This is a genomic window from Streptomyces sp. NPDC054842 (genome assembly GCF_053611025.1).
Genome location: NZ_JBSGZN010000040.1, coordinates 45,950 through 69,136 on the forward strand (window position 1 = coordinate 45,950; position 23,187 = coordinate 69,136).

Here is a 23,187-nt window from a genome sequence, read left to right on the forward strand (position 1 = left end):
CTTTCGTGCGCCCACGGGTCCCGGGGGCGGCCGACGCGCACCGTCGGCCGCCCCCGTCCGCACTCAGGTCATGGACCCGCCCCCCAACAGCCCTGCCGCACGGGCCCACCGGTACTTGGCGCCGAGCACGGCCACCGGCATCTCGGTCGTGTACGGGTACGCCACGACGCCCCGCTCGAAGAGGTACCGGCAGGCCTCCTCGACCTCGACGTCACCCGCGAGCGACGCGACCACGGGCTTCTCGATCCCGCGCTCGCGGAACTCGGCCACCACGCGCGCGGTGAGCTCGGCGAAGACCATGGGAGGGGTCACGAGGGTGTGCCAGTAGCCGAGGACGAGCGCGTGGACGCGCGGGTCCGTCAGGCCGAGCCGGATCGTCGCCTCGTACGTCGACGGCGGTTCGCCCCCGGTGATGTCCACCGGGTTGCCCGCGGCTCCGAACGGCGGGATGAACGCCCGGAAGGACGCGTCCAGATCCGGCGGGATCTCCATCAGGGACAGGCCGTTGTCGGTCACCGCGTCGGACAGCAGCACCCCGCTCCCGCCGGCACCGGTGATGATCACGACGTTGTCGCCCCGGGGAGCGGGAAGCACCGGCAACGCGCGCGCGTACTCCAGCATGTCGCCGAGGCCCGGCGCCCGGACGACACCGGCCTGCCGGAGGATGTCGTCGTACACCGCGTCGTCCCCGGCGAGCGCGCCCGTGTGCGAGCCCGCCGCCCTCGCGCCGGCCGCGGTGCGCCCCGCCTTCAGGACCACCACCGGCTTCTTCGGCACCGTCGCGCGGGCCGCCGCCACGAAGGCGCGGCCGTCCTTGAGGTCCTCCAGGTGCATCGCGACGCACTCGGTGCGGGGGTCCTCACCGAACCAGGTGAGCAGGTCGTCCTCGTCCAGGTCGCACTTGTTGCCGAGGCCGACGATCGCCGAGACGCCCGTCCGCGTGGTCCGCGCGAAGCCCAGGACGGCCATCCCGATCCCGCCGGACTGCGACGTCAGCGCCACCCCGCCCTTCACGTCGTACGGCGTGCAGAACGTGGCGCACAGGTTCTCCCACGTCGCGTAGTAGCCGTAGATGTTCGGTCCGAGCAGGCGCACGCCGTGGCGCTCGCCGATCGCCACGACCTCGTCCTGGAGGGCGTGTTCACCGGTTTCGGCGAATCCGGAGGGGATGAGCACGGCGTTGGGGATCCCCTTGCGTCCCACCTCCTCCAGGACGGAGGCGACGGCTTTGGCGGGCACAGCGAAGACCGCCACATCCACCTCACCGGGAACGTCCGTGACACTCTTGTACGCCCTGCGGCCCGCGATGTCACCGCCCTTGGGGTTCACCGGGTGGATCTCCCCGGCGAATCCGCCGTCCACGAGGTTGCGCATGACAGCATTGCCGATCTTGCCCTGCTCGTTGGACGCGCCGATCACCGCCACCGAGGACGGCCGCATCAGCCGGCGCATCGACGTCAGGATCTCCTCGCGTGTGTACGTGCGGCGCTCCGCGGGGGCCTTCTCGGCGAGGATCACGCGGATGTCGGCCGCGACCGCGCCCTTCGGCGTGGCGATCACGGGGTTGAGGTCCACCTCCGCGATCTCCGGGAAGTCCGTGACGAGTCGGGAGACCCGGCGGATCTGCTCGGCGAGGGCCGACCGGTCCACGGCGGGTGCGCCACGCACTCCGCGCAGGACCTCCGCCGCCCGGATCGAGTCCAGCATCGACAGGGCCTCGCCGCCGTCGACGGGGGCGAGCCGGAAGGTGACGTCCTTGAGTACCTCGACGAGGACGCCGCCCAGGCCGAAGGCCACGACCTTCCCGAAGGTCGGGTCGGTCACCGCCCCGACGATGACCTCCTGCCCCGGGGGCAGCAACTCCTGTACCTGGACGCCCAGCAGGCGCGCCTCGGGATCGTACGACCCCGCGTTCGCGACGATCTCGGCGAACGCGGTACGCACCTCGCCCTCGCCCTCGACGCCGACGATCACGCCGCCCGCGTCGGTCTTGTGGGTGATGTCGGGGGAGACGACCTTCAGCACGACGGGTCCGCCGAAGCGCGCCGCGTGCGCCACCGCCTCGTCGGCGTCGGCGGCCAGCGCCTCGCCCGGTACGGCGATCCCGTACGCGTCGGCGACCACCTTGCCCTCCGGCGCGGTGAGCACGGTGCGCCCCTCGGCGCGCACGGCGTCGAGGAGCGCGCGCAGGTCCGACGCCGGGTCCCGGTCCGCCACGTCAGATCACCCCGCTCGTCCTGAGCAGGCGCAGTTCCTCGTCGCCGAGGCCCAGTTCGCCGACGTACACCTCTTCGTTGTGCTCGCCGAGCAGCGGTGAGGTGGTCACGTCCACGGGGGAGTCGGAGAGCTTCAGCGGACTGCCGACGGTCACGAACTCGCCCCGCTCGGGATGGGGCACCTTCACGACCATCTCGTTGGCGGCCAGTGACGCGTCCTCGATGATCTCCCGGGTGGACAGGATCGGGCCGCACGGGATGTTGTGGGCGTTGAGCTTCTCCAGCACCTGCCACTTGGGGAGGGTGCCGGTCCACTCCTCGATGAGCTGGAACATCTTGGTCAGCTTCGGCAGCCGGGCCTCCGGGGTGGCCCACTCGGGGTCCTCGGCCAGCTCGGGCCGGCCGATGAGTTCGGCGACGGGCTTCCAGCCGACGGGCTGCACGATCACGTACACGTAGTCGTTCGGGCCGCCCGGCGCGCACCTGACCGCCCACCCGGGCTGCCCGCCGCCGGACGCGTTCCCGGACCGGGGGACCTCGTCCGCGAAGTCCTCGTTGGGGTACTCGGCCAACGGGCCGTGGGCCAGGCGCTGCTGGTCGCGCAGCTTCACCCGGCAGAGGTTGAGCACGGCGTGCTGCATGGCGACGTTGACGCGCTGCCCGCGCCCGGTGTTCTCCCGCTGGAACAGCGCCGCGAGGATCCCCGCCACGGCGTGGATGCCCGTGCCCGAGTCGCCGATCTGCGCCCCGGTGGCCAGCGGCGGTCCGTCCTCGAACCCGGTGGTCGACATGGAGCCGCCCATGGCCTGCGCGACGACCTCGTACGCCTTGAAGTCGGTGTACGGGCCCTCGCCGAACCCCTTGATGGAGGCGTAGACGACACGGGGGTTGATCTCGCGGATGCGGTCCCAGGTGAAGCCCATCCGGTCCACCGCTCCGGGCCCGAAGTTCTCGACCATCACGTCGGAGCGCCGGATCAGCTCGGTGAGGATCTCCTTGCCGCGCTCCGTCTTGGTGTTGAGGGTGACGCTGCGCTTGTTGCAGTTGAGCATCGTGAAGTAGAGGGAGTCGACGTCCGGGAGGTCGCGCAGCTGCCTGCGCGTGATGTCTCCGCCGGGCGCCTCCAGTTTGACGACGTCCGCGCCGAGCCAGGCGAGGAGTTGCGTCGCGGAAGGACCGGACTGTACGTGCGTCATGTCGAGGACGCGGATGCCTTCGAGGGCTTTGGTCATGCCGGGTCACCTCACTGGTGCATCGTCAGGTTCGGGGTTCCGGGGGCCTGTGCGTCCGGTCCGCCCCGGACGGTGATCGGCGCCGGTCCGCCGCCTCCGCGGGCTCGGGGAAGGGCGGACGGAAGGTCCTTCCGTACTGCCCGGAAGCGGCTGTTGGCACATTGCATACAGTCGACGAATACTGTATGAAGATTGTTATCCCGCATCCGATGGGTGATGTCCAGGGGGCGTGCGCCACTTTTAAGACAGGAGCCGAAGATGGACCTGTACGAACATCAGGCGAGGGCACTCTTCGAGGAACACGGCATCGTCGTGCCCAGGGCCGAGCTCGCCGACTCCCCTGCGGAAGCACGCGAGTCGGCCCGCCGGCTCGGGGGACGCGTGGTCGTCAAGGCCCAGGTGAGGACCGGCGGACGCGGCAAGGCGGGCGGTGTGCGCCTGGCCGAGGACCCGGCCGCCGCCGAACTGACGGCACGCCGGATCCTCGGCATGGACATCAAGGGGCACCGGGTCCACCAGGTGATGCTGGCCCAACCGGTCGAGATCGAGAGCGAGTTCTACGTCGGCTACGTCCTCGACCGCGCCGCCGGGCGCTTCGTGGCGATCGCCTCCGCCGAGGGCGGCACAGAGATCGAGGAGGTCGCCGCGAACCGCCCCGAGGCCGTGGCACGCGTCCCCGTCGACCCCGCCCGCGGAGTCACCTCGGCGAAGGCGGCCGAGATCGCCGAGGCGGCGGGACTGCCCCCGCAGACCGTCGACGTCCTGGTCAGGCTGTGGGAGGTGCTGACCCGCGAGGACGCCGTCCTCGTCGAAGTGAACCCTCTCGTCCGCACCGTCCGGGGACAGCTCGTCGCCCTCGACGGCAAGGTCACCCTGGACGACAACGCCCGTTTCCGGCAGGCCCGTTGGGGTGAGCAGGCGTCCGTCCACGACAACCCGCTGGAGGCGGCCGCCGCGGCCAGGGGCCTCAACTACGTCAAGCTCGACGGCGAGGTCGGCGTCATCGGCAACGGCGCGGGACTCGTCATGTCGACCCTCGACGTCGTCGCCGGCTGCGGAGCCCGCCCCGCCAACTTCCTCGACATCGGCGGCGGCGCCTCCGCCCAGATCATGGCCGACGGACTCTCGGTCGTCCTCTCCGACCCCGACGTCAGATCGGTCCTCGTCAACGTCTTCGGCGGCATCACCGCCTGCGACACGGTCGCCGAGGGCATCGTGCGGGCCCTTGACACCGTCCGGCCGACCAAGCCCCTCGTCGTACGCCTGGACGGCAACAACGCCGCGCGCGGCCGTGCCGTCCTCGACGCCCGCGCGCACCCGCTGGTGCGGCAGGCCACCACCATGGACGGCGCCGCGCGACGTGCCGCCGAACTCGCCAACTCCACCTGAAGGAGCGGGACATGGCCGTCTTCCTCACCAAGGACTCCAAGGTCCTCGTCCAGGGCATGACCGGGACCGAGGGCATGAAGCACACCCGGCGGATGCTCGCGTCCGGCACCGACGTGGCGGGCGGGGTCAACCCGCGCAAGGCCGGCCGCAGCGTCGAGTTCGACCTGGCCGCCGGACCCGGGGGCCTGGCCGGCGCCACCGTCACCGTGCCCGTCTTCGGCTCGGTCCGCGAGGGCGTCGAGGCCACCGGAGCCGACGTCAGCGTGGTCTTCGTGCCGCCCGCCTTCACCAAGGCGGCCGTCATGGAGGCCGCCGACGCCGGGATCGGCCTCGCCGTCGTCATCACCGAGGGCGTCCCCGTCCACGACACCGTCGCCTTCCAGGCGTACGCCGCGGAGCGCGGCACCCGCGTCGTCGGCCCCAACTGCCCGGGACTGATCAGCCCCGGCCAGTCGAACGCCGGCATCATCCCCGCCGACATCACCGGACAGGGCCGGATCGGCCTGGTCTCCAAGTCCGGCACGCTCACCTACCAGCTCATGCACGAACTGCGCGACATCGGCTTCTCCACCTGCGTGGGCATCGGCGGCGACCCGGTCGTCGGCACGAGCCACATCGACTGCCTCGCGGCCTTCGAGGCCGACCCCGACACCGAACTCGTCGTGCTCATCGGCGAGATCGGCGGCGACGCCGAGGAACGGGCCGCCGCGTACATCCGCGACCACGTCACCAAGCCCGTCATCGGGTACATCGCCGGTTTCACCGCGCCCGAGGGCAGGACCATGGGCCACGCGGGCGCGATCGTCTCCGGCTCCTCGGGCACCGCGCAGGCGAAGAAGCGCGCCCTGGAGGCGGCCGGGGTACGGGTGGGCGGCACCCCGACCGAGACGGCACGGCTGGTGCTGGACCGCCTGGAGGCGGAGCGTGATGTCACTCATGGTTGACCCGCGGTGACTGTCGCGGGACCGGACCGCCGCACTACCTTCGTGGACACGTGCGCGACGACGTGTGCGCACGGACCGACGGACGACCACCCCGCGTGAGCACCGCGGCCCCGGGCCACCCGCCCGCGTCCACCGCCCCACCCGAGCCGTACGCGCCGACGGCCCGCCGTACCCGACAGCCGCCGAACGCCGAACGCGACGCCCGACGCCCGACGCCCGACGCCGACGCCCGGACGACCTGCCCGACCACGACCCCACCACCGTCCGCCGGACGACCACCGTCCCCGGACGACCGCCGTACCCGACCACCGTCGGGACGGACCGCAGTACCGGCCACCGAGCCGGAACGGATCGCCGTACCCGACGACCCTCGGGACGGATCGCCGTACCCGACGACCCTCGGGACGGATCGCCGTATCCGGCCACCGCGCCGGAAGGGACCGCCGAGCGACCCGGCTCGGCGTCCGAGCCACGCAGCCCCGCCCCCGACTGTGCACCGAGAGCGGAGACATCCGAATGGCAACAACCCCCGACGAGAGTCGCCCCACCCTCACCCTGAAGAAGGGGACGTCCTGGACCGACGCCTGGCAGCGCTGCCTGGCCGTCGCGCCCGAGGCGTTCCGCGACGACCGCGTCCTCAACCTCTGGGGCGCCGAGTGGCGGGCCGACGGCCGGGCGCTGCCCGCCACCAGCCCCGTCGACGGCCGCCCCATCGCGGGCCCGCCGCGCCTGGACGCGGCCACCGCCCAGCAGGCCGTACGCGCCTCGCTCGACCAGCACCGCGCCTGGCGCCACGTCCCCCTCCCCGAGCGCCGTGCCCGGGTGGCGGCGACGCTCGACGCGCTGACCCGGCACCGTGAGCTGCTCGCCCTGCTGCTCGTCTGGGAGATCGGCAAGCCCTGGCGGCTCGCGCAGGCCGACGTCGACCGGGCGATCGACGGCGTGCGCTGGTACGTCGACGGCATCGAGCCCATGGTCGAGGGGCGGAGCCCGCTGGAAGGGCCCGTGTCCAACATCGCCAGCTGGAACTACCCGATGAGCGTGCTCGTCCACGCCGTGCTGGTGCAGGCGCTGGCGGGCAACGCGGTCATCGCCAAGACCCCGACCGACGGCGGCGTCGCCTGTCTCACCCTGGCCTGCGCGCTCGCCGCCCGCGAGGGCATCCCCGTCACCCTCGTCAGCGGCAGCGGGGGACAGCTGTCCGAGGCGCTCGTGCGGGCACCCGAGATCGGCTGCGTGTCCTTCGTCGGCGGTCGCGACACCGGCGCCGCGGTGGCCACGGCCGTCGCCGACCTAGGCAAGCGGCACGTCCTGGAACAGGAGGGCCTGAACACCTGGGGCATCTGGAACCACACGGACTGGGACGCGCTGACGGCCGTCATCCCGAAGCTGTTCGACTACGGCAAGCAGCGCTGCACGGCCTATCCGCGCTTCGTCGTCCAGCGCACGCTGTTCGACGAGTTCCTCGCCGCGTACCTCCCGGCGGTCCGCACCCTGCGGGTCGGCCACCCCCTCGCGGTCGAGCACCCCGACGACCCCTACCCGCAGCTGGACTTCGGGCCCGTCATCAACGCGGCCAAGGCGAAGGAGCTGCACGACCAGGTCGCCGAGGCCATCGACCGCGGCGCCGTCCCCCTGCACCGCGGCAAGCTGTCGGACGCGCGCTTCCTGCCCGGACAGGACACGTCGGCGTACGTCCAGCCGGTCACGATCCTGAATCCGCCGCCGTCCTCGCCGCTGCACCACGCGGAGCCCTTCGGCCCGGTCGACACCATCGTCCTGGTCGACACCGAGGCGGAGCTGCTCGCCGCGATGAACGCGTCCAACGGGGCGCTGGTCGCCACGCTGTCCACGGACGACCGGGCCACGTACGACCGGCTGGCGCCGCAGATCCGCGCGTTCAAGGTCGGCCACGGGACGCCGCGCTCCCGGGGCGACCGCGACGAACTGTTCGGCGGTTTCGGCGCGTCCTGGAGCGGTGCCTTCGTCGGCGGCGAACTGCTGGTCCGCGCGGTGACGCACGGCCCGGCGGGGGAGCGGCTGCCCGGGAACTTCCCGGAGTACCACCTGATGCCGTGAGCTGACGCCGGCCGGCGTCCCGAGGGGGGACGCGGCGCGGGGGACGGTGCCTGGTGCGGCACCGGCCCCCGCGCCACACGGCAGCGGAACACCCAGCACGCGATCTCGACCTTCGACGCCCCGTCCGCCGTAGTCGTCCGATCACCCCTGGTGAGACCGTGGGCGCACCCCGGCAGGGCCCCGCGGGACCGCTCCGGCGGCCCGGATACGCAGGTGAAAGGCACCCTGAAAGCTTGGTATTGTTGTCCATGTCGCCGCGCGGGGAACACCCCCGCCCTGGCGGCAGACACCTGGTCCGGGTGGCGGAATGGCAGACGCGCTAGCTTGAGGTGCTAGTGCCCTTTATCGGGCGTGGGGGTTCAAGTCCCCCCTCGGACACACAGAGACGTTCACGCGATCGTCCCCATCACGTACACGAGAAGCCGGTGAGTCGATGACTCGCCGGCTTTCATCGTTTCCGGCGGTGCCCTCGGTCAGCCGGTCGGCCTGTTGCCGGCGGGAGAACGGCGCGCCCCCCGCCTGTCGAGGCGCGGACCCGGTGGAACCGGACCGTCCGGAGCCGCGCCCGGCGGGCCGGTCACTGATACTGAGAAAATGGGCAAAGTTGGGCAATTCGGGGCGGCGATCCGCCGGGGCGACCGTGTGCCGCCGGAGGCCGGGCCGCCGGACGCCGGCCCGGAAGCCCGTCACCGCGCGGCCGGCCGGCGGCTGCGGTCGTGGCTGAAGCCGCGCAGCGTCGCCGGCCAGGTCTTCCTGCTCCAGCTGGCGGTCGTCCTGCTGCTCATCGCCACGGCCGTGGTGGTGCTCGTCGTCCAGGACCGCAACCGCGCGCTCCAGGAGGCCGGCGACCGGTCGCTGGTGGCGGCCGAGGCGTTCGCGAACGCCCCGGGCACCGCCTCGGCGATGAAGAGCCGGGACCCGACGGCCGCACTCCAGCCCCACGCCGAGGCGGTGCGCAAGAAGACCGGCGTCGACTACGTCGTGGCGCTGAGCCCCTACGGCTTCCGGTGGACCCACCCGGACCCGGACCAGATCGGGAAGCACGTCTCCACCTCCTACGACCAGGCACTCGAAGGCGAACCCCACCAGACCACGTTCGACAGCAGCCTGGGGAAGGCGGTCGACTCGACGGTGGCCGTGTTCGACGAGCAGGGCACCGCCGTCGGGCTGATCACCGTGGGCGTCACGGTGGACAAGGTGTCCGGCGTGGTCCAGGACCAACTGCCGATGATCTTCGCCGCCGGCGGAGTCGCGCTGCTGCTCGCCGCGGGCGGGTCGGCACTGGTCAGCGGGCGTCTGCGACGCCAGACCCGGGGCCTGGGCCCGGTGGAGATGACCCGCATGTACGAACACCACGAGGCAGTGCTGCACGCCGTGCGTGAAGGCGTGATCATCCTGGACGGCGACGGACGGCTGCTGCTCGCCAACGACGAGGCGCGCCGGCTGCTCGCCCTGCCGCCCGAGGCCGAGGGCAGCGCGGTGACCGGACTCGGGCTGAGCCCGCCCCTGACCGCGCTGCTGGCATCGGGCCGGGAGGCCACGGACAAGGTCTTCCCGGCCGGGGACATCCTGCTCGCGGTCAACGTGCGCCCGGTCGCCGCGGGCGGCAGCGTGGCCACCCTGAGGGACACCACGGAACTGCGCGCCCTCGCGGGCCGGGCGGACGTGGCGGCCGTGCGGCTCCAGCTGCTCTACGAGGCCAGTACGCGGATCGGCACCACCCTCGACGTGCGGCGCACCGCCGAGGAGCTGACCGAGGTGGCGGTCCCGCGCTTCGCCGACTTCGCCACCATCGAACTGCTGGAGCCCGTGCTGCGGGGTGACGAACCGACCGGGGCGAGTACGGAGATGCACCGTGTCGCGGCTCAGGGCATCCGGGACGACGTGCCCCTCTCCCCGGTCGGCACGCGGATGCACTACGCGCCCGGCAACCCCGTGGCCACCGGCATGACCACCGGCCGGCCGGTCCTGGTGACGGACCTCTCCCAGGCCGAGGGATGGTGGTCCCAGAACCCGGAGCGGGCGCGGCAGGTCGTCGAATACGGTGTCCATTCCATGATCTCGGTGCCGCTCCGGGCCCGCGGCCAGTTGCTCGGGGTCGTGGAGTTCTGGCGCTCGGACCAGGACCCCTTCGAGCCGGACGACCTGTCCCCCGCCGAGGAGCTCGCCGCCCGGGCGGCCGTGTGCATCGACAACGCACGCCGCTACACCCGTGAGCACATCACCGCCGTCACCCTCCAGCGCAGCCTGCTCCCCGGCGTGCTGCCCGAGCTGTCCGCCCTGGAGGTCGGGCACCGGTACCTGCCCGCCCAGGCGGGGGTGGGCGGCGACTGGTACGACGTCATCCCGCTGCCGGGTGCCCGGGTCGCCCTGGTGGTCGGCGACGTCGTCGGACACGGTCTGCACGCCGCCGCGACGATGGGCCGCCTGAGGACCGCCGTGCACAACTTCGCCGCCCTGGACCTGCCTCCGGACGAGCTGCTCGCGCACCTGGACGACCTGATCACCCGGATCGACCAGGACACGGAGGCCGAGGGCGGCAACGGGTCCGTCACCGGGGCCACCTGCCTGTACGCGGTGTACGACCCGGTGACCGGCCGGTGTGTCGTCGCCCGGGCCGGTCACCCCGGGCCGGCGCTGGTCTCGCCCGACGGCTCCGTGACCTTCCCCGACGTCCCCGTCGCTCCGCCCCTCGGTGTGGGAGGAGGTCTGCCGGTCGAGACCGCCGAGCTCCGGCTGGCCGCGGACAGCCGGCTCGTCCTCTACACCGACGGTCTCGTCGAGGCTCGCGGCCGTGACATCGACGTCGGGCTCGGCATGCTGAGGGAGGCGCTCGCCGACACGGACGGCGCCGGGCCGGACGAGACGTGCCGGGCGGTGCTCGACGTGATGCTGCCCACCGGGTCGGGCGACGACGTGGCCCTGCTCGTCGCCCGCACCCGGCTGGTCGACCCGGACCACGTCGCGGAGTGGCAGGTGCCGGACGACCCGGCGGCCGTCTCCCGGATCCGGGCCGAGGCCACCCGCAGGCTGGAGGCCTGGGGGCTCGGCGAGGCCGCCTTCACGACCGAGCTGATCCTCAGCGAACTGGTGACGAACGCCATCCGGTACGGAGGGAGCCCCATCTGTCTGCGACTGCTGCACGACCGCGACAGCCTGATCTGCGAGGTCGCCGACGGCACCAGCACCTCCCCGCACCTGCGCCGCGCGGCCTCCACCGACGAGGGCGGCCGGGGCCTGTTCCTCGTCGCGCAGATGTCCCGCCGCTGGGGGACCCGGTACACCGACCGAGGCAAGATCATCTGGGCCGAGCAGGCGCTCGACGCCGGCGTCGCCGGGAACCTGGGCGATCTCCTGATGGCGGACCTGTGACGCGGGACGGATGCCGGACCCCCACGCACCTCGGGGCCGAGGCGGTCCGGAGCGTTCAGGAGCCGCCGGCGACCGTGAAGTACGGGATCTTGGCCGGGTCCTGGCCGAACGCGGCCCCGAGGTAGACGACCGACAGTTTGGCGAGCGTCCCGTCGTCGATCAGCTGCTTGATGATCCGGTCCAGTTCGCCCTTGTCGGGTGACCCCTTCGGGTACAGGGCGCCGTAACCCTGGTCGGTCCTGTACTGGCCCACGAGCCGCACCCTGCCGTCCCGCTTCTGGGGATACGCCAGCAGGATCGTCGTGTCGTGGACGACCGCGTCGATCCGGCCCTCCTCCAGCGCCGTGACCATCTCCGGGTCGTTCGGGAAGGCGGTGACGCGCTTGGCCGGCTTGAGGCGGTCCTCGACGAACGCCTCGCCCGTGGTGCCCTCGGCCACCCCGATGCGCACGTCGCGGATGTTGTCCGCGTCGACCTTCTCGTCGTCCCTGATCAGCACTCCCAGGGTGGAGGAGAGGTACGGCGGGGAGAAGTCGGCGACCCTGCTCCGTTCCGGAGTGATCGTGATCTGCGCCAGGGCCAGATCGAAGTCCTTGGTCTTGCCGGACACGACCTCCGGGAAGGGGGCGTTGACCACCGTCACCCGGTCCAGACCGGACCGGTGGGCGATGTTGGCGGCCATGCAGTACTCGTAGCCGCTCTTGACGGAGTCCGCCGTGTCGCCGTTCCACCAGCCGGGCGCGGGCAGGGTCGTCTTGACCGTGAGCGCGCCCGCCGTCTCGGGCGACAGATGGAACTCCCCGTACCGCCCCGAGACCTCGCAGTCGCCGTAACGGGTGTCCGACGCCTCGGACCCGCCCTGGTCGCAGGCCGATGTCGCGACGACGAGCGCTCCGCCGACGGCCAGGGAGACGATCGCTGCCGCGGCGCGCATCATTGCACCTCCGGTAGGGGCATACTTCCTGACTCACCATAAATCACCCCGAACCTTACGACCGCCGCAGCCACGGGGGAGGACTCCCGGGCGCGGGTCGCGGCGTCCGTCGTCCGGCGGTGTCACGGGGAGTCGGACCGCTCCCGGTTCCCGCCCGGCGGTCGGCATGGCGCGCGGTCGCGCGGCCCGCCCGGTCAGGACGGGCCGGACCCGGCGTCCAGCGCCGTCCGCAGGGCCAGCGGGGTCGCCGCCGCCCAGGCCTGGGGCGAGCACGAGTGCGGGTAGGGCACCGGCCCGGCGGAGCCGGTGCGGTCGTAGCCCGCCATCACCTCGGGGAGGCGGTGGCCGTGGTGGGCCGCCGCGGAGGTCAGTCCCTCCGCCACCGTGCGCACCTCGTCGTGCAGGCCCGCGCGGGCCAGGCCCAGCGCGATGACCGCGTTGTCGTGCGGCCAGGCGCTGCCCTGGTGGTAGGAGAGCGGGTGGTAGGGGCGCTGGCCGGCGGCCAGGGTGCGGATCGCCCAGCCCGAGAAGAAGTCGGGGGCCAGGAGTCTGCGGCCCACGCGGCGGGCGTGCTCGTCGTCCAACATGCCGGACCACAGCAGGTGCCCGGCGTCCGAGGCCAGGGCGTCCACCTGGCGTCCCTCCCCGTCCAGGGCCAGCGCGGGGAAGCCGGCGTCCGGCATCCAGAAGTCCCGGATGAACCGGGCGCGCAGCAGTTCGGCGTGCCGGTCCAGCCGCTCGGCGTAGGCGTCGTCGTGCCACACCTCCCGGGCCAGGCGGGCGGTGCGCAGCAGGGCGTCGTACGCGTAGCCCTGCGCCTCCGACACGGCGATGGGGCCCTCTGCCTGGGTGCCGTCGGTGAAGCAGATCGCGCCCGCCGAGTCCTTCCAGTTCTGGTTGACCAGGCCGCCCGGGTCGGGGGTGTAGACGAGGTAGCCGTGCCGGGTCAGGCCGCCGTCCTGGAGCATCCAGTCGACCGCGGCGCGGGCGTGCTGTTCGAGGCGGAGGGCGAGGGCGGGGTCCCCGGTCGTCTCGTGGTGCGCGTGCAGCAGGACCAGGAAGAGCGGGGTGGCGTCGACCGCCCCGTAGTAGCGGCCGTAGGGGATCTGCCGGAAGTGGGCGAGTTCGCCGTGCCGGATCTCGTGGACGATGCGTCCCGGCTGCTCGCCGCTGAACGCGTCGTGGCGGCGGCCCTGGGTGGCGGCGAGGGCGCTGAGGGTGCCGGCGGCGGCCGACGGCCGGTGGGGGAGCAGGAAGTAGGACGTCAGCAGGGAGTCCCGGCCGAAAAGGGTGAGGAACCAGGGGATGCCGGCCGCGGGTACGGCGACGGGTTCGCCGTCGACCCCGGCCGCCGTGACCGTGAGCAGGTCGAGATCGGCCAGGCCCTGACGGCACGCCCGGTCCAGGTCGTCGCCATCGCCCTGGTTCGGCGCGGAGACCGGGGCGGGCGCGGACGCGGCGGGCGTGAGGTCGGGAACTCCGTGCGGGCGGGCCTCGACCGTCAGTCGCAGTTCCGCCTCGCCGTGGGGCGGCAGGAGCAGGCTCCACTCCAGCCGGTGTGCGGTTCCGACGCCGTGCACGTCGTCCGCCCGGTCGGCCTGCACGGCGTCGGGGCGCGGGCTGCCCGTGACGGTGGTCCGCGCGTGCCAGTCCGCCCGCCGGTAGTCGAACTGCGCGCCGTTTGCGATCGGGTGGGCCTGCCGGACGGAGTCCGGCTTGGGGTAGTGCCGGTCGTCGGCGCGCAGTTCGAACAGGTCGGCGAAGTCGGCGTCGACGGTGACCTCGACCCGCGCGGTCACCGGGTCGGGCCGGTTGCTGACCAGCCGCAGATGCTCGGTGAGCCGGCCCGCGGTGACCGCCTGGCGGCGGAAGACCGTGTACGCGGCGGGTTCGTCGCGGGTGCCGGCCGGGGTGAGGACGCACTCGGCGGTGCCGTCGGGCCGGGCGGCGGAGGGCAGCAGGACGCCGGGGACGTCGCCGTCGACGGTGAGCCGCCAGCGGCTCAGGTGCCGGGCGTCGCGCACGAACAGACCGTCCGGAGCGGTGCCGCGTGAGCCGCTGACGCTCCCGTCGTCGCCGAGGACGGCGAAGGTGGCGTCCCGTACGAGCTGGACGCGGGCGGTGCCGGTCATGGCGAGGGCTCCTTGTCGCCGGCGCCCGGCAGGTCGAGGCCGTCGGCGCGCAGCAGGTCGAGGGTGAGGGCGGCGGTCCAGGAGAAGTCGCGGGTGCCGCGCCCCTCGCCGGTGGCGGAGTCGACGTACTCGGCGAACCGCGAGGCGCCCGCGGTGTCGAGGAAGGCGGCGCGCAGACGGTCGGCGCGTGCCGTGCGGCCGTGGAGGCGCAGCCCGCGCTCGATGAGCCAGGCGGTGTTGAACCAGGCGGGGCCGCGCCAGTACCGGGTGCTGCTGAAGGCGTGTCCCGTCAGGTCGTAGCTGGGCACCAGCGTGTCGGGCCCGGCGTGGAAGTGCGGTCCGTCCAGGGTGCCGGCCAGCCGCTCGACGACGTGCTCCGGCAGCCCGGGGACGAGGAGGGGGACCAGTCCCGACACGCTGCGTTCCGGGACGAGCCGGTCGTCGGCGAGGTCGCGGGCGAGGAACATCCCGCTCTCCTCGTCCCACAGGCGGGCCACCAGGGCCCGGGTCAGGTCCTCGGCGCGGGTCTCGTGCGGGCCGGGATCGGCGCCCGCCTCGCGGGCGATCCGGGCGAGCGCGAGTTCGCTGACGGCCAGCAGCGCGTTGAAGCACGGGTCCTCCACGGCGAACGCGTGCGGAGACGCGTCGTCGTACCCGGACGCGCGGTAGTCGGCGGCGAGTCGGACGTAGCGGCCGTAGTCGAGGTCCGTGGGCCGGTCCGCCGGATGGCCGTGGTCGAGGTCGGCCCTGCGGTACGTGTGGGGCGCGGCCGGGACGACCCGGGCCAGCGGCCGGTCCCAGCAGGGGCTGTTGTCCATGCCCGGCTCCCACGGGTGCACGACCGCCGCGAGGCCGCCGCCCGCCAGATCGCGCCGGGTGAGCAAGTAGTCGTGCCAGGCGGCCAGTCGGGGATACAGGCGGGCCAGGAACTCGCGGCGCCCGGACTCGGCGGGGTCGGCCCGGTGGACGAGCCAGGCCGCGAGGGCGTGGACGGGCGGCTGCACGATGCCGGAGGTCTCCGTCGCCGCGGGTGCCCCGGCGGGGCGGCCGGCGCGGGAGGACCGCCAGAAGTCCGGGCTCGGGAAGTACGCGTCGCAGGGCAGGGCGGGGTTGAACACGATGTGCGGGACGCGGCCGTCCGCCCACTGGGCCGCGAGCAGCGCCTCCAGTTCGCGCTGGGCGCGGCGCACGGACAGGTGCCGCAGGCCGATCGCGATGAACGCGGAGTCCCAGCTCCACTGGTGCGGGTAGAGCGTCCGGGAGGGGACGGTCGAGGTGCCGGTCCAGTTGCCGAGGAGGACCCGCGCCGCACCGCGCCGCAGGGTCAGGTCCGCGGCGGCGGTGGGCGCGGGCCGTTCGAGAAGTCCCCTCACGCGCCGGACCTCTTGAGGAAGGCGGGGACGGAGCGGACGGCGTCGACGGGGTCGCCCGTCAGCCGGCATTCGGCGGCGAGATACCCGTCGTAGCCGATGGTGTGCAGGGCGCCCAGCCAGGCGGGCCAGTCGAGGTGTCCGGCGCCCGGCTGGAAGCGGTTGGAGTCCGAGACCTGGGCGTGCCCGATGAACTCGGCGTGGGCCAGGATCGCGGCGGCGGGGTCGCTCTCCTCGATGTTCATGTGGTAGCTGTCGATACCGATCCGCACCGAGTCCAGGCCCGTCTCGCGGATCAGACCGGCCGCCTGCTCAAGGCGGTTGACCATGTGGTCCTCGTAGCGGTTGAGCGGTTCGAGGAAGAGGGTGACGCCCTCGGAGCGGGCGTGCTCGCCGAGTTCGGCCAGCCCGGACAGCAGGACCTCGCGGTCCTGCTCCTCGGTGCGGGGCGGCTCGAAGGGCGGCAGGCGGCGGGAGAACATGCCGTACGACGCCGGTGTCTGGGCGCCGAGGCCGCCGATCTCCGCGATCACGGTGAGCTGCGACTTCATCTGCGCGAGGGCGTCGCGGCGCAGGCCGTCGTCGAAGGCGCCGAAGAAGTGCAGCATGTCGACGCAGACGGTCGGCATGACGACGCCGTCCTTGCGGGCCTGCCTCAGCTCGGGCAGGCGGGAGGCGAAGTGGAGGTCGCCCCGGGCGCGCAGTTCGATGGCGTCGTAGCCGGCGTGCTGCGCGAACTCCCACTTCTCCTGGAGGGTCTCGCCCGGCAGGAGCTGTTCTTGTGCGGCGGTCTTGAGCATCGGGGGGCCTCTCAGAATTCCAGGACGACCTGGAGGGCGTCGGCGGGGCGTTCGTCCAGCAGCACGTACGCGTCGGCCGCGTCGGCGGCCGGTACGACATGGCTGACCAGGGACGCGACGTCGACCTGGCCCTCCGCCACCAGGCGCAGGAAGGTCCGCTGGAGCCGCTCGACGGTCCAACGGCCTGCCAACTGCGGGGGTACGCCGCTGATCTGGGAGCAGATGAGCTGGACGCGGTTGTGGTGGAACTCGTCGCCCAGGCGCAGGCCGATGCCGTCGCCCTGGTAGAAGCCGGACGCCACCACCCGGCCCCCGACGGCGACCGAGCGCAGCGCCTCGTGCAGGGCGGGGTAGGCGCCGCTGATCTCGATGGCGAGGTCGGCCCCCGCGCCGCCGGTGGCCTCGCGGACGCGCTCGGCGACCGAGTCGGCGCGGGCGTTGAGGGTCCGGTGGGCGCCGTACCGCTTCGCGGTCTCCAGCCGTCCGTCGAGGGCGTCGACGGCGGTGACGCGGGCGCCGTTGAGCTGGGCGAGGCGGGTGGTGAGCAGGCCGATGACGCCCTGGCCGAACACGGCGACGTCCTCGCCGACGTGGATGTCGCCCGCGAGCACCGCGTTGTGGGCGATGGCGCCGACGCGGGCGAAGGCCCCGGCCAGGGGGTCGAGGCCGGCCGGCAGGGTGTGGCCGATCATGCGCTCGGCCGGGACGATGCCCTCGCTGCGGTGCCCCCAGATGCCCCAGACCAGGTCGCCCGGGACCGGCACACCGGGCGTCCCGGACAGCTCGGGGGAGACCTCGGTGACCTCGCCGACCTCGGAGTAGCCCCAGCCGGCGACGGGGTAGGCGATGCCCGCAGAGCCGTCGCGGAACAGCCGGGCCTCGGCGTCCCAGGTGCGCGTCAGGTACGGGTTCGTGCCGCGGTACGCCGTGAGTTCGGTGCCGGCGGAGATGCCCGAGTAACGGGTACGCACGCGCAGATGGCCGGGGGGCAGCTCGGCACGGGGGTGCTCGGCCACCTCCACCTGGCGTGGGGCGGTGAATTGGACGACGCGTTCCACGGACGGCTCCGGAAGGGGTTGCGGGCTTCGGTTGCGTCGAGAATATCTCGCACTTATGTCTTGTCAACCAGCAAAAGTAGTGCTGAGATGCGTGCTCAGTAGACGTAAGTCGGCGATGAGGACATGCAATGCGCACGAGGACCCGGCGGTCGAGGACGACCGCGGCCGGTGTCACGGCAGCCCTGGCACTCGGACTGCTCACCAGCTGTGCCAACAGCACAGGACCCGGCAGACCGGACCGGGAGATCACCGTCTGGTCGCAGGAGAACCTCCCCGACAGGGTGGGCGCGACCCGGAAGATCATCGACGGCTTCGAGAAGAAGACCGGGATCAAGGTCCACCTGGTGGGCGTCGACGAAGGCCAGATGCCCCAGCTGATCATGTCCGCCGCGGCCGCCGGCGACCTGCCCGACGTCATCGGCGCCGCGCCCATGGGCCAGACCTGGCAGATGTACACCAACGGGCTGCTCAACACCGACATCCCGCGGGAGATCATCGGGGAGCTGGGCCGCGACACGTTCAACGCCAACGCCCTGGACCTGACCTCCGACGGCGGCAAGAGCCTCGGAGTCCCCTCCGACGCCTGGCTCCAGCTGCTCGTCTACCGCAAGGACCAGCTCGACAAGGCCGGCCTCGGCGCTCCCGACACGTACGCGAGCGCCCTGAAGGCGGCGAAGAAGCTCACCACCAAGGGCCACGACGGGATGTCCGCCGCCACGGACCCCAGTGACGTCTTCACCTCGCAGAGCTTCGAGAGCCTCGCCCTCGCCAACGGCTGCCAGCTCGTGGACGACCGGCACGAGGTCGCCCTCGACTCGGCGCGGTGCGGCGTCGCCTTCGACACCTACGACAAGCTCGCCCGCGACTACGGGGCACCCGGCACCCAGACCGTCGACTCCACCCGCGCCACCTACTTCGCGGGCCGCTCCTCGATGGTGATCTGGTCCTCGTTCCTCCTGGACGAGCTGGCCGGACTGCGCAAGGACGCGCTGCCGAGCTGCCCCGAGTGCAGGAAGGACCCCCGGTACCTCTCGGACAACAGCGGGATCGTCACCGCGCTCAAGGGCCCCGACGCGGCCCGGCCGGCGCAGTTCGGCGAGATCACCTCCTGGGTGACCACCAAGACCGCCGAGACGGCGGCCTCCCGCGAGTTCATCGAGTACATGATGGGCGCCGGCTACGAGTCCTGGTTCGGCCTCGCGCCCGAGGGCAAGATCCCCGTCCGCACGGGCACGGCCGCCGACCCCGGGCGCTACCTCGACGCCTGGCGGCACAGCGACATCGGCGTCGACACCCGCAAGCCACTGGACGAGGTCTTTCCCAAGCCCCTGCTCGACCAGCTCGCCGACGGCGTCAGCAACATGCGCCGCTGGGGCATCACCCAGGGCGAAGGAGCCCTCGTCGGCGCCACCAACGGCGAACTGCCCGTCCCCAAGGTCATCGGCGCCATGACCGGCGGCCAGCTCACCCCCACCGAAGCGGCCCGGGAAGCCGACGACGAGGTCGCCGCCCTGAAGAAGTCCCTGCAGTAGCCGTTCGCCGCACGTCACCAGAGGTCTCGCCATGACAACAGCCCCATCGGACGCGACGCAGCGTCCCCAGCCCCCGGGCCCGTCCGACCGGAAGCCCGTCACCCCCGCGGCTCCCCGCCGGCCGATGACCGCGAGCCGCCGCGCGAACCGCGCCGGACTCGCCTTCGTCTCACCCACCTTCCTCGTCGTGCTCGTCGTGGTGGTCCTGCCCATCCTGTGGACGGTGCTGCTCGCCTTCCAGAACGCCAAGCTCGTCGACATCCAGGGCATGGGCCTGTTCGGCAACTGGTCCCTGGACAACTTCAGCCAGGTCTTCGGCTCCGAAGGCTTCTGGTCGAGCCTGTCCACGACACTCATCTACACCGTCGGCGCCACCGGCGGCTCCGTCCTGCTGGGACTCGTCGCCGCGCTCGCCCTGCGCAAGCCCTTCCGCGGCCGGGGCCTGCTGCGCGCCGCGATGCTCCTGCCCTACGTAGCGCCGGTCGTGGCCGTCGCGTTCGTCTGGGAGGTCGCCCTCAGCCCCCAGTACGGCGTCGTCAACGACTGGGGCCGGCGCCTGTTCGGCTGGGACGACCCCATCGCCTTCCTCTCCACCCGCGCGTACGAAGTCCACCTGCTCGGCCTGCACTTCGACATCCCGCTGGCCCTGCTGACCGTCATCGCCTTCGAGACCTGGCGCTACTTCCCGTTCGCCTTCCTCTTCATCCTGGCCCGGCTCCAGGCGGTGCCCGACGGTCTCGAGGAGGCCGCGCTCGTCGACGGCGCCACCCCCAGCCAGCGCTTCCGGCACATCCTGCTCCCGCAGCTGATGCCCGTGATCGCCCTGCTGTGCGTGCTGCGCTTCATCCTGACGTTCAACAAGTTCGACGACGTCTACCTGCTCACCGGTGGCGGCGCGGGCACCGACGTTGCCGCCGTACGCGTCTACGACTTCCTCACCGCCCGCTACGACGTGGGAGCGGCGGCAGCCCAGGCCCTCGTCCTGGCCGGCTGCCTGGTGATCCTGCTGGGCCTCTACTTCAAGTTCTTCGGCAACAAGGTCCAGGAGGAAGCGTGACCCGCAAGGCGGCCCTGACCCGGGCCCGGTTCGAGGAGCGGTTCTTCGGCGTCCTGCGCTGGTTCGTCATCGCGTTCCTCGTGGTGATCACCGTCCTCCCCTTCTACTACATGGTGCTGCTGTCGCTGAAGCCCATCGACGCGCTCCTGCTCGACCCCGGCTCCCTGTGGGTGTCGGGCAAGGACTTCACCCTCTCCACCTACCGGGACGTCCTGCGCTCCGCCGACGACGGCGGCCAGGGATTCCTCGACTTCCTGCTCAACTCCGCGCTGGTGTCGCTGGGCACCGTGATCCTGACCCTCGTCGCGGCCGTGCCCGGCGCCTACGCCGTCAGCCGGCTGAAGTTCTTCGGCCACCGCCAGATCAGCGCGTTCTTCCTCGCCGTGTACCTGTTCCCGACGACGCTGCTGGCCGTCCCGCTCTTCGTCATCTTCGCCAGGATCGGACTGTCCTCCAGCCTGGTCGGCCTCGCGATCGTCTACGTCGCCCAGACGGTGCCCGTGACCATCTACATGCTGAAGAACTACCTCGTCACCATCCCCTTCTCCATCGAGGAGGCGGCGGCCCTCGACGGAGCCTCCCGGCTGCAGACCATGCGCAAGGTGATCCTGCCGCTCGCCCTGCCGTCCCTGATGGCGACCGGGCTGTACGTCTTCATGATCGCCTGGAACGAGTTCCTGTTCGCCCTGCTGTTCCTCGCCGCCGACCCCGGCAAGTGGACCGTGTCCCTGGGGCTCGCCCAGCTGTCCAACGGCATCGAGGTGCCCAAGACGGTCCTCATGGCCGGGTCCGTGGTGCTGACCATCCCCGTGGTACTTCTGTTCTTCGCCGCCGAGCGCCTGCTCACCGAGGGCCTCACCAGCGGCGCCGACAAGAGCTGACAACGGGGGAGCACATGATGACGCCGAACCAGGCCAGTCCGGGCGAGCTGCTCGACCTCATCCGCACCGGCCGTGCCAACACCCGGGCCGACCTGCAACGCGTCACGGGCCTGTCCCGCTCCACCGTGGGACAGCGCCTCGACCTCCTGAACCGCGCGGGCTGGCTCCGGCACGCCGACGGCACCTCCACCGGCGGACGTCCCTCCCACCGGCTGGTCTTCGACACCACGCACGCCGCGGTCATCGCCATCGACCTGGAGACCCGCCACGCCCGCGCGGCCGTGCTCGACCTGGCCGGCACGATCCTCGCCGAGCACACCGCGCCCCTGCACATCAGCGACGGCCCCGACCAGGTCCTCGACCGGCTCGCCGGCTGGTTCCCCGACCTGATCGCCGCCGCCGGGACCGACCCCGCGCGCATCTGCGGGATCGGGCTGTCCGTGCCCGGCCCGGTCGAGTGGGAGACCGGCCGGGTCGTCCAGCCGCCGATCATGCCCGGCTGGGACCAGTACCCCATCCGGGCGCGCATGCAGGAGGCGTACGAACAGCACGTGGGACGCAGCCTGGAGGACGGTCCCGTGCCCGTCTTCGTCGACAACGACGCCAACCTGATGGCGTTCGCCGAGTACCAGGCCAGCCACCGGGAGTGCTCCGCGTTCGTCCTGGTCAAGGTCTCCACCGGCATCGGCGCCGGAGTCGTCGTCAACGGCGAGGTGTACCGCGGGATCGACGGCGGCGCCGGCGACATCGGGCACATCCGCCTGCACGACCGCCCGGACGCCCTGTGCATGTGCGGCTCCTACGGCTGCCTGGCCGCCGTGGCCAGCGGCCGCGCACTCGCCCGTGAACTGTCCGCGCTCGGCCTCGACACCGCCTCCGGTTCCGACGTGAGACGGCTGCTCGCCGACGGGCACCCGGACGCCATCCGGCTGGCCCGGGAGGCCGGACGGCGCGCGGGGGAGGTCCTCGTGACCGTCGTGACCCTGCTCAACCCCGGAGTCCTCATGCTCGCCGGCGACCTCTCCGGGGTCCCCTTCATGACCGGCGTCCGCGAACTGCTCTACCAGCGCGCCATGCCGCGCACCACCGCCAACCTCCAGATCGTCACCTCCCGGCTCGGCGACCACGCCGGTCTCATAGGAGCCGGCGCCATGGTCGTCGACTTCCTCTACTCCCCAGAACGCGCCGACGCCCGCCTCACCGCGCACAACGGCTGACGGCGCCCGCACAGACAGGACACCCCCGTGACCGCCGCACCAGCAGCGTGGAACGACCACCCGGTCGAGGTCGGCCTCGTCGGAGCCGGGCCGTGGGCCCGCGCCATGCACGCCCGCATGCTCGCCACCGGCCCCGAGACCCGCCTCAGCGCGGTCTGGGCGCGCCGCCCGGACGCCGCCCGCGAGACCGCCGCACCCCACGGCGCCCGTGCCGTCGCCACGTTCGAGGAACTGCTCGACAGCTGCGAGGCCGTCGCCTTCGCCGTGCCGCCCGCCGTCCAGGCCGAACTCGCCCCGCGCGCGGCCAAGGCGGGCAAGGCCCTGCTCCTGGAGAAGCCCCTCGGCCCGGACCTCGCCTCCGCCGAGCGGCTGGCCGACGCCGTGGACGAGGCCGGCGTGGTCTCCCAGCTCGTACTGACCAAGCGGTACCACCCGGTCACCCGCGCCTTCGTGGACGCCGCCCGGCGGCTCGACGTCTCCGGGGCACGCTCCCGCTACCTCCACGGCGCCTTCCTGGGCGGCGAGTTCGCCACGACCTGGCGTCTGGAGCACGGCGCCCTGCTCGACCTCGGCCCGCACCTGCTGGACCTGCTGGACGCCGCCGTCGGACCCATCGCCCACGTCCGCGGAACGGGGGACCCGCGCCGCTGGATCGAGCTGACCTGCGAACACGTCAACGGCGCGGTCAGCCAGGCGTCCCTGTCCGGCTCGGTGAACCTCCCGCACGCCGTCACCCGCGTCGAACTCTTCGGCCCCCACCCCGAACTCGTCTACGACACCGCCGAACTCGACCACGAGGAGTGCTGGCCCGTGCTGCGCCGCGAATTCGCCGACTCCGTGCGCACCGGCAGGAGTACGGAACTGGACGCCCGGCGCGGCCTGCACCTCCAGCGGCTCATCGCCCAGGCCACCCCGGCCGCCTGATCCCGGTGGGCCGAGGTGGCGACGGCCAAGTGGATGAGCACAAGCGGCCG

General features: G+C 72.5%; 16 protein-coding genes and 1 tRNA gene. 10 read left to right on the forward strand and 7 right to left on the reverse strand.

What is annotated here, in order from left to right; genetic code table 11:
- Nucleotides 1-63: 63 nt before the first annotated feature.
- Both ACWGIS_RS27205 and frc read right to left on the reverse strand, forming a co-directional pair.
- Nucleotides 64-2,217, reverse strand: coding sequence for an acetate--CoA ligase family protein (locus ACWGIS_RS27205; RefSeq protein WP_453365084.1), 2,154 nt, complete (start codon nt 2,215-2,217; stop codon nt 64-66).
- Between the two features lies 1 nt (nt 2,218).
- Entirely contained in the window at nt 2,219-3,448 is a 1,230-nt protein-coding gene (gene frc, locus ACWGIS_RS27210) for a formyl-CoA transferase (RefSeq protein ID WP_453365085.1), read from the reverse strand.
- A 258-nt stretch (nt 3,449-3,706) separates the two neighbouring features.
- Here frc and sucC point away from each other — a divergent pair, with 258 nt between their 5' ends.
- The 5 genes from sucC (at nt 3,707) to ACWGIS_RS27235 (ending at nt 11,232) form a co-directional block, all read left to right on the forward strand.
- Complete coding sequence (sucC, locus tag ACWGIS_RS27215) at nt 3,707-4,837, forward strand: ADP-forming succinate--CoA ligase subunit beta (protein ID WP_453365086.1); 1,131 nt, start codon at nt 3,707-3,709, stop codon at nt 4,835-4,837.
- 11 nt (nt 4,838-4,848) lie between these two features.
- The gene (gene sucD / locus ACWGIS_RS27220) at nt 4,849-5,781 is read left to right on the forward strand and encodes a succinate--CoA ligase subunit alpha (RefSeq protein ID WP_453365087.1); all 933 of its coding nucleotides are present in this window, start codon (nt 4,849-4,851) and stop codon (nt 5,779-5,781) included.
- Between the two features lie 516 nt (nt 5,782-6,297).
- The gene (locus ACWGIS_RS27225; protein ID WP_453365088.1) at nt 6,298-7,860 is read left to right on the forward strand and encodes an aldehyde dehydrogenase family protein; all 1,563 of its coding nucleotides are present in this window, start codon (nt 6,298-6,300) and stop codon (nt 7,858-7,860) included.
- 293 nt (nt 7,861-8,153) lie between these two features.
- Nucleotides 8,154-8,238, forward strand: a tRNA-Leu gene (locus ACWGIS_RS27230).
- A gap of 216 nt (nt 8,239-8,454) precedes the next feature.
- Nucleotides 8,455-11,232: a SpoIIE family protein phosphatase gene (locus ACWGIS_RS27235; RefSeq protein ID WP_453365089.1), complete on the forward strand. Its 2,778-nt coding sequence runs from the start codon at nt 8,455-8,457 to the stop codon at nt 11,230-11,232.
- 55 nt (nt 11,233-11,287) lie between these two features.
- Here the strand turns inward: ACWGIS_RS27235 and ACWGIS_RS27240 are convergent, their stop codons facing one another.
- From ACWGIS_RS27240 to ACWGIS_RS27260, 5 genes are all read right to left on the reverse strand, one after another.
- Entirely contained in the window at nt 11,288-12,166 is an 879-nt protein-coding gene (locus tag ACWGIS_RS27240; protein ID WP_453365090.1) for an ABC transporter substrate-binding protein, read from the reverse strand.
- Between the two features lie 194 nt (nt 12,167-12,360).
- Entirely contained in the window at nt 12,361-14,298 is a 1,938-nt protein-coding gene (locus tag ACWGIS_RS27245; RefSeq protein ID WP_453365091.1) for an amylo-alpha-1,6-glucosidase, read from the reverse strand.
- The gene (locus ACWGIS_RS27250; protein ID WP_453365092.1) at nt 14,295-15,671 is read right to left on the reverse strand and encodes an MGH1-like glycoside hydrolase domain-containing protein; all 1,377 of its coding nucleotides are present in this window, start codon (nt 15,669-15,671) and stop codon (nt 14,295-14,297) included. Before ACWGIS_RS27250 ends, ACWGIS_RS27245 begins: the two co-directional genes overlap by 4 nt.
- The gene (locus tag ACWGIS_RS27255) at nt 15,668-16,468 is read right to left on the reverse strand and encodes a sugar phosphate isomerase/epimerase family protein (protein WP_453365093.1); all 801 of its coding nucleotides are present in this window, start codon (nt 16,466-16,468) and stop codon (nt 15,668-15,670) included. Before ACWGIS_RS27255 ends, ACWGIS_RS27250 begins: the two co-directional genes overlap by 4 nt.
- 11 nt (nt 16,469-16,479) lie before the next feature.
- Entirely contained in the window at nt 16,480-17,526 is a 1,047-nt protein-coding gene (locus ACWGIS_RS27260) for a zinc-dependent alcohol dehydrogenase (RefSeq protein ID WP_453365094.1), read from the reverse strand.
- 128 nt (nt 17,527-17,654) lie between these two features.
- Between ACWGIS_RS27260 and ACWGIS_RS27265 the strand changes: the two genes are divergently transcribed.
- From ACWGIS_RS27265 to ACWGIS_RS27285, 5 genes are read left to right on the forward strand one after another with little or no spacing between them, the layout of a single operon-like run.
- Nucleotides 17,655-19,058 carry an ABC transporter substrate-binding protein gene (locus ACWGIS_RS27265; RefSeq protein WP_453365095.1) on the forward strand — a complete coding sequence of 468 codons (1,404 nt, stop codon included), beginning with the start codon at nt 17,655-17,657 and terminating at the stop codon, nt 19,056-19,058.
- Nucleotides 19,059-19,089: 31 nt separating this feature from the next.
- The gene (locus ACWGIS_RS27270; protein ID WP_453365096.1) at nt 19,090-20,115 is read left to right on the forward strand and encodes a carbohydrate ABC transporter permease; all 1,026 of its coding nucleotides are present in this window, start codon (nt 19,090-19,092) and stop codon (nt 20,113-20,115) included.
- Nucleotides 20,112-20,996 carry a carbohydrate ABC transporter permease gene (locus tag ACWGIS_RS27275; RefSeq protein WP_453365097.1) on the forward strand — a complete coding sequence of 295 codons (885 nt, stop codon included), beginning with the start codon at nt 20,112-20,114 and terminating at the stop codon, nt 20,994-20,996. Before ACWGIS_RS27270 ends, ACWGIS_RS27275 begins: the two co-directional genes overlap by 4 nt.
- 17 nt (nt 20,997-21,013) lie before the next feature.
- Nucleotides 21,014-22,213: an ROK family protein gene (locus ACWGIS_RS27280; RefSeq protein ID WP_453365107.1), complete on the forward strand. Its 1,200-nt coding sequence runs from the start codon at nt 21,014-21,016 to the stop codon at nt 22,211-22,213.
- Between the two features lie 27 nt (nt 22,214-22,240).
- Nucleotides 22,241-23,137, forward strand: a complete 897-nt coding sequence (locus ACWGIS_RS27285) for a Gfo/Idh/MocA family protein (protein ID WP_453365098.1) — start codon at nt 22,241-22,243, stop codon at nt 23,135-23,137.
- Nucleotides 23,138-23,187: the final 50 nt, after the last annotated feature.

Coding starts and splice junctions, on each gene's coding strand:
- frc (WP_453365085.1), bottom strand. CDS start 3,448: ATGACCAAAGCCCTCGAAGGCATCCGCGTCCTCGACATGACGCACGTA.
- sucC (WP_453365086.1), top strand. CDS start 3,707: ATGGACCTGTACGAACATCAGGCGAGGGCACTCTTCGAGGAACACGGC.
- sucD (WP_453365087.1), top strand. CDS start 4,849: ATGGCCGTCTTCCTCACCAAGGACTCCAAGGTCCTCGTCCAGGGCATG.
- ACWGIS_RS27225 (WP_453365088.1), top strand. CDS start 6,298: ATGGCAACAACCCCCGACGAGAGTCGCCCCACCCTCACCCTGAAGAAG.
- ACWGIS_RS27235 (WP_453365089.1), top strand. CDS start 8,455: ATGGGCAAAGTTGGGCAATTCGGGGCGGCGATCCGCCGGGGCGACCGT.
- ACWGIS_RS27240 (WP_453365090.1), bottom strand. CDS start 12,166: ATGCGCGCCGCGGCAGCGATCGTCTCCCTGGCCGTCGGCGGAGCGCTC.
- ACWGIS_RS27245 (WP_453365091.1), bottom strand. CDS start 14,298: ATGACCGGCACCGCCCGCGTCCAGCTCGTACGGGACGCCACCTTCGCC.
- ACWGIS_RS27255 (WP_453365093.1), bottom strand. CDS start 16,468: ATGCTCAAGACCGCCGCACAAGAACAGCTCCTGCCGGGCGAGACCCTC.
- ACWGIS_RS27265 (WP_453365095.1), top strand. CDS start 17,655: ATGCGCACGAGGACCCGGCGGTCGAGGACGACCGCGGCCGGTGTCACG.
- ACWGIS_RS27270 (WP_453365096.1), top strand. CDS start 19,090: ATGACAACAGCCCCATCGGACGCGACGCAGCGTCCCCAGCCCCCGGGC.
- ACWGIS_RS27280 (WP_453365107.1), top strand. CDS start 21,014: ATGACGCCGAACCAGGCCAGTCCGGGCGAGCTGCTCGACCTCATCCGC.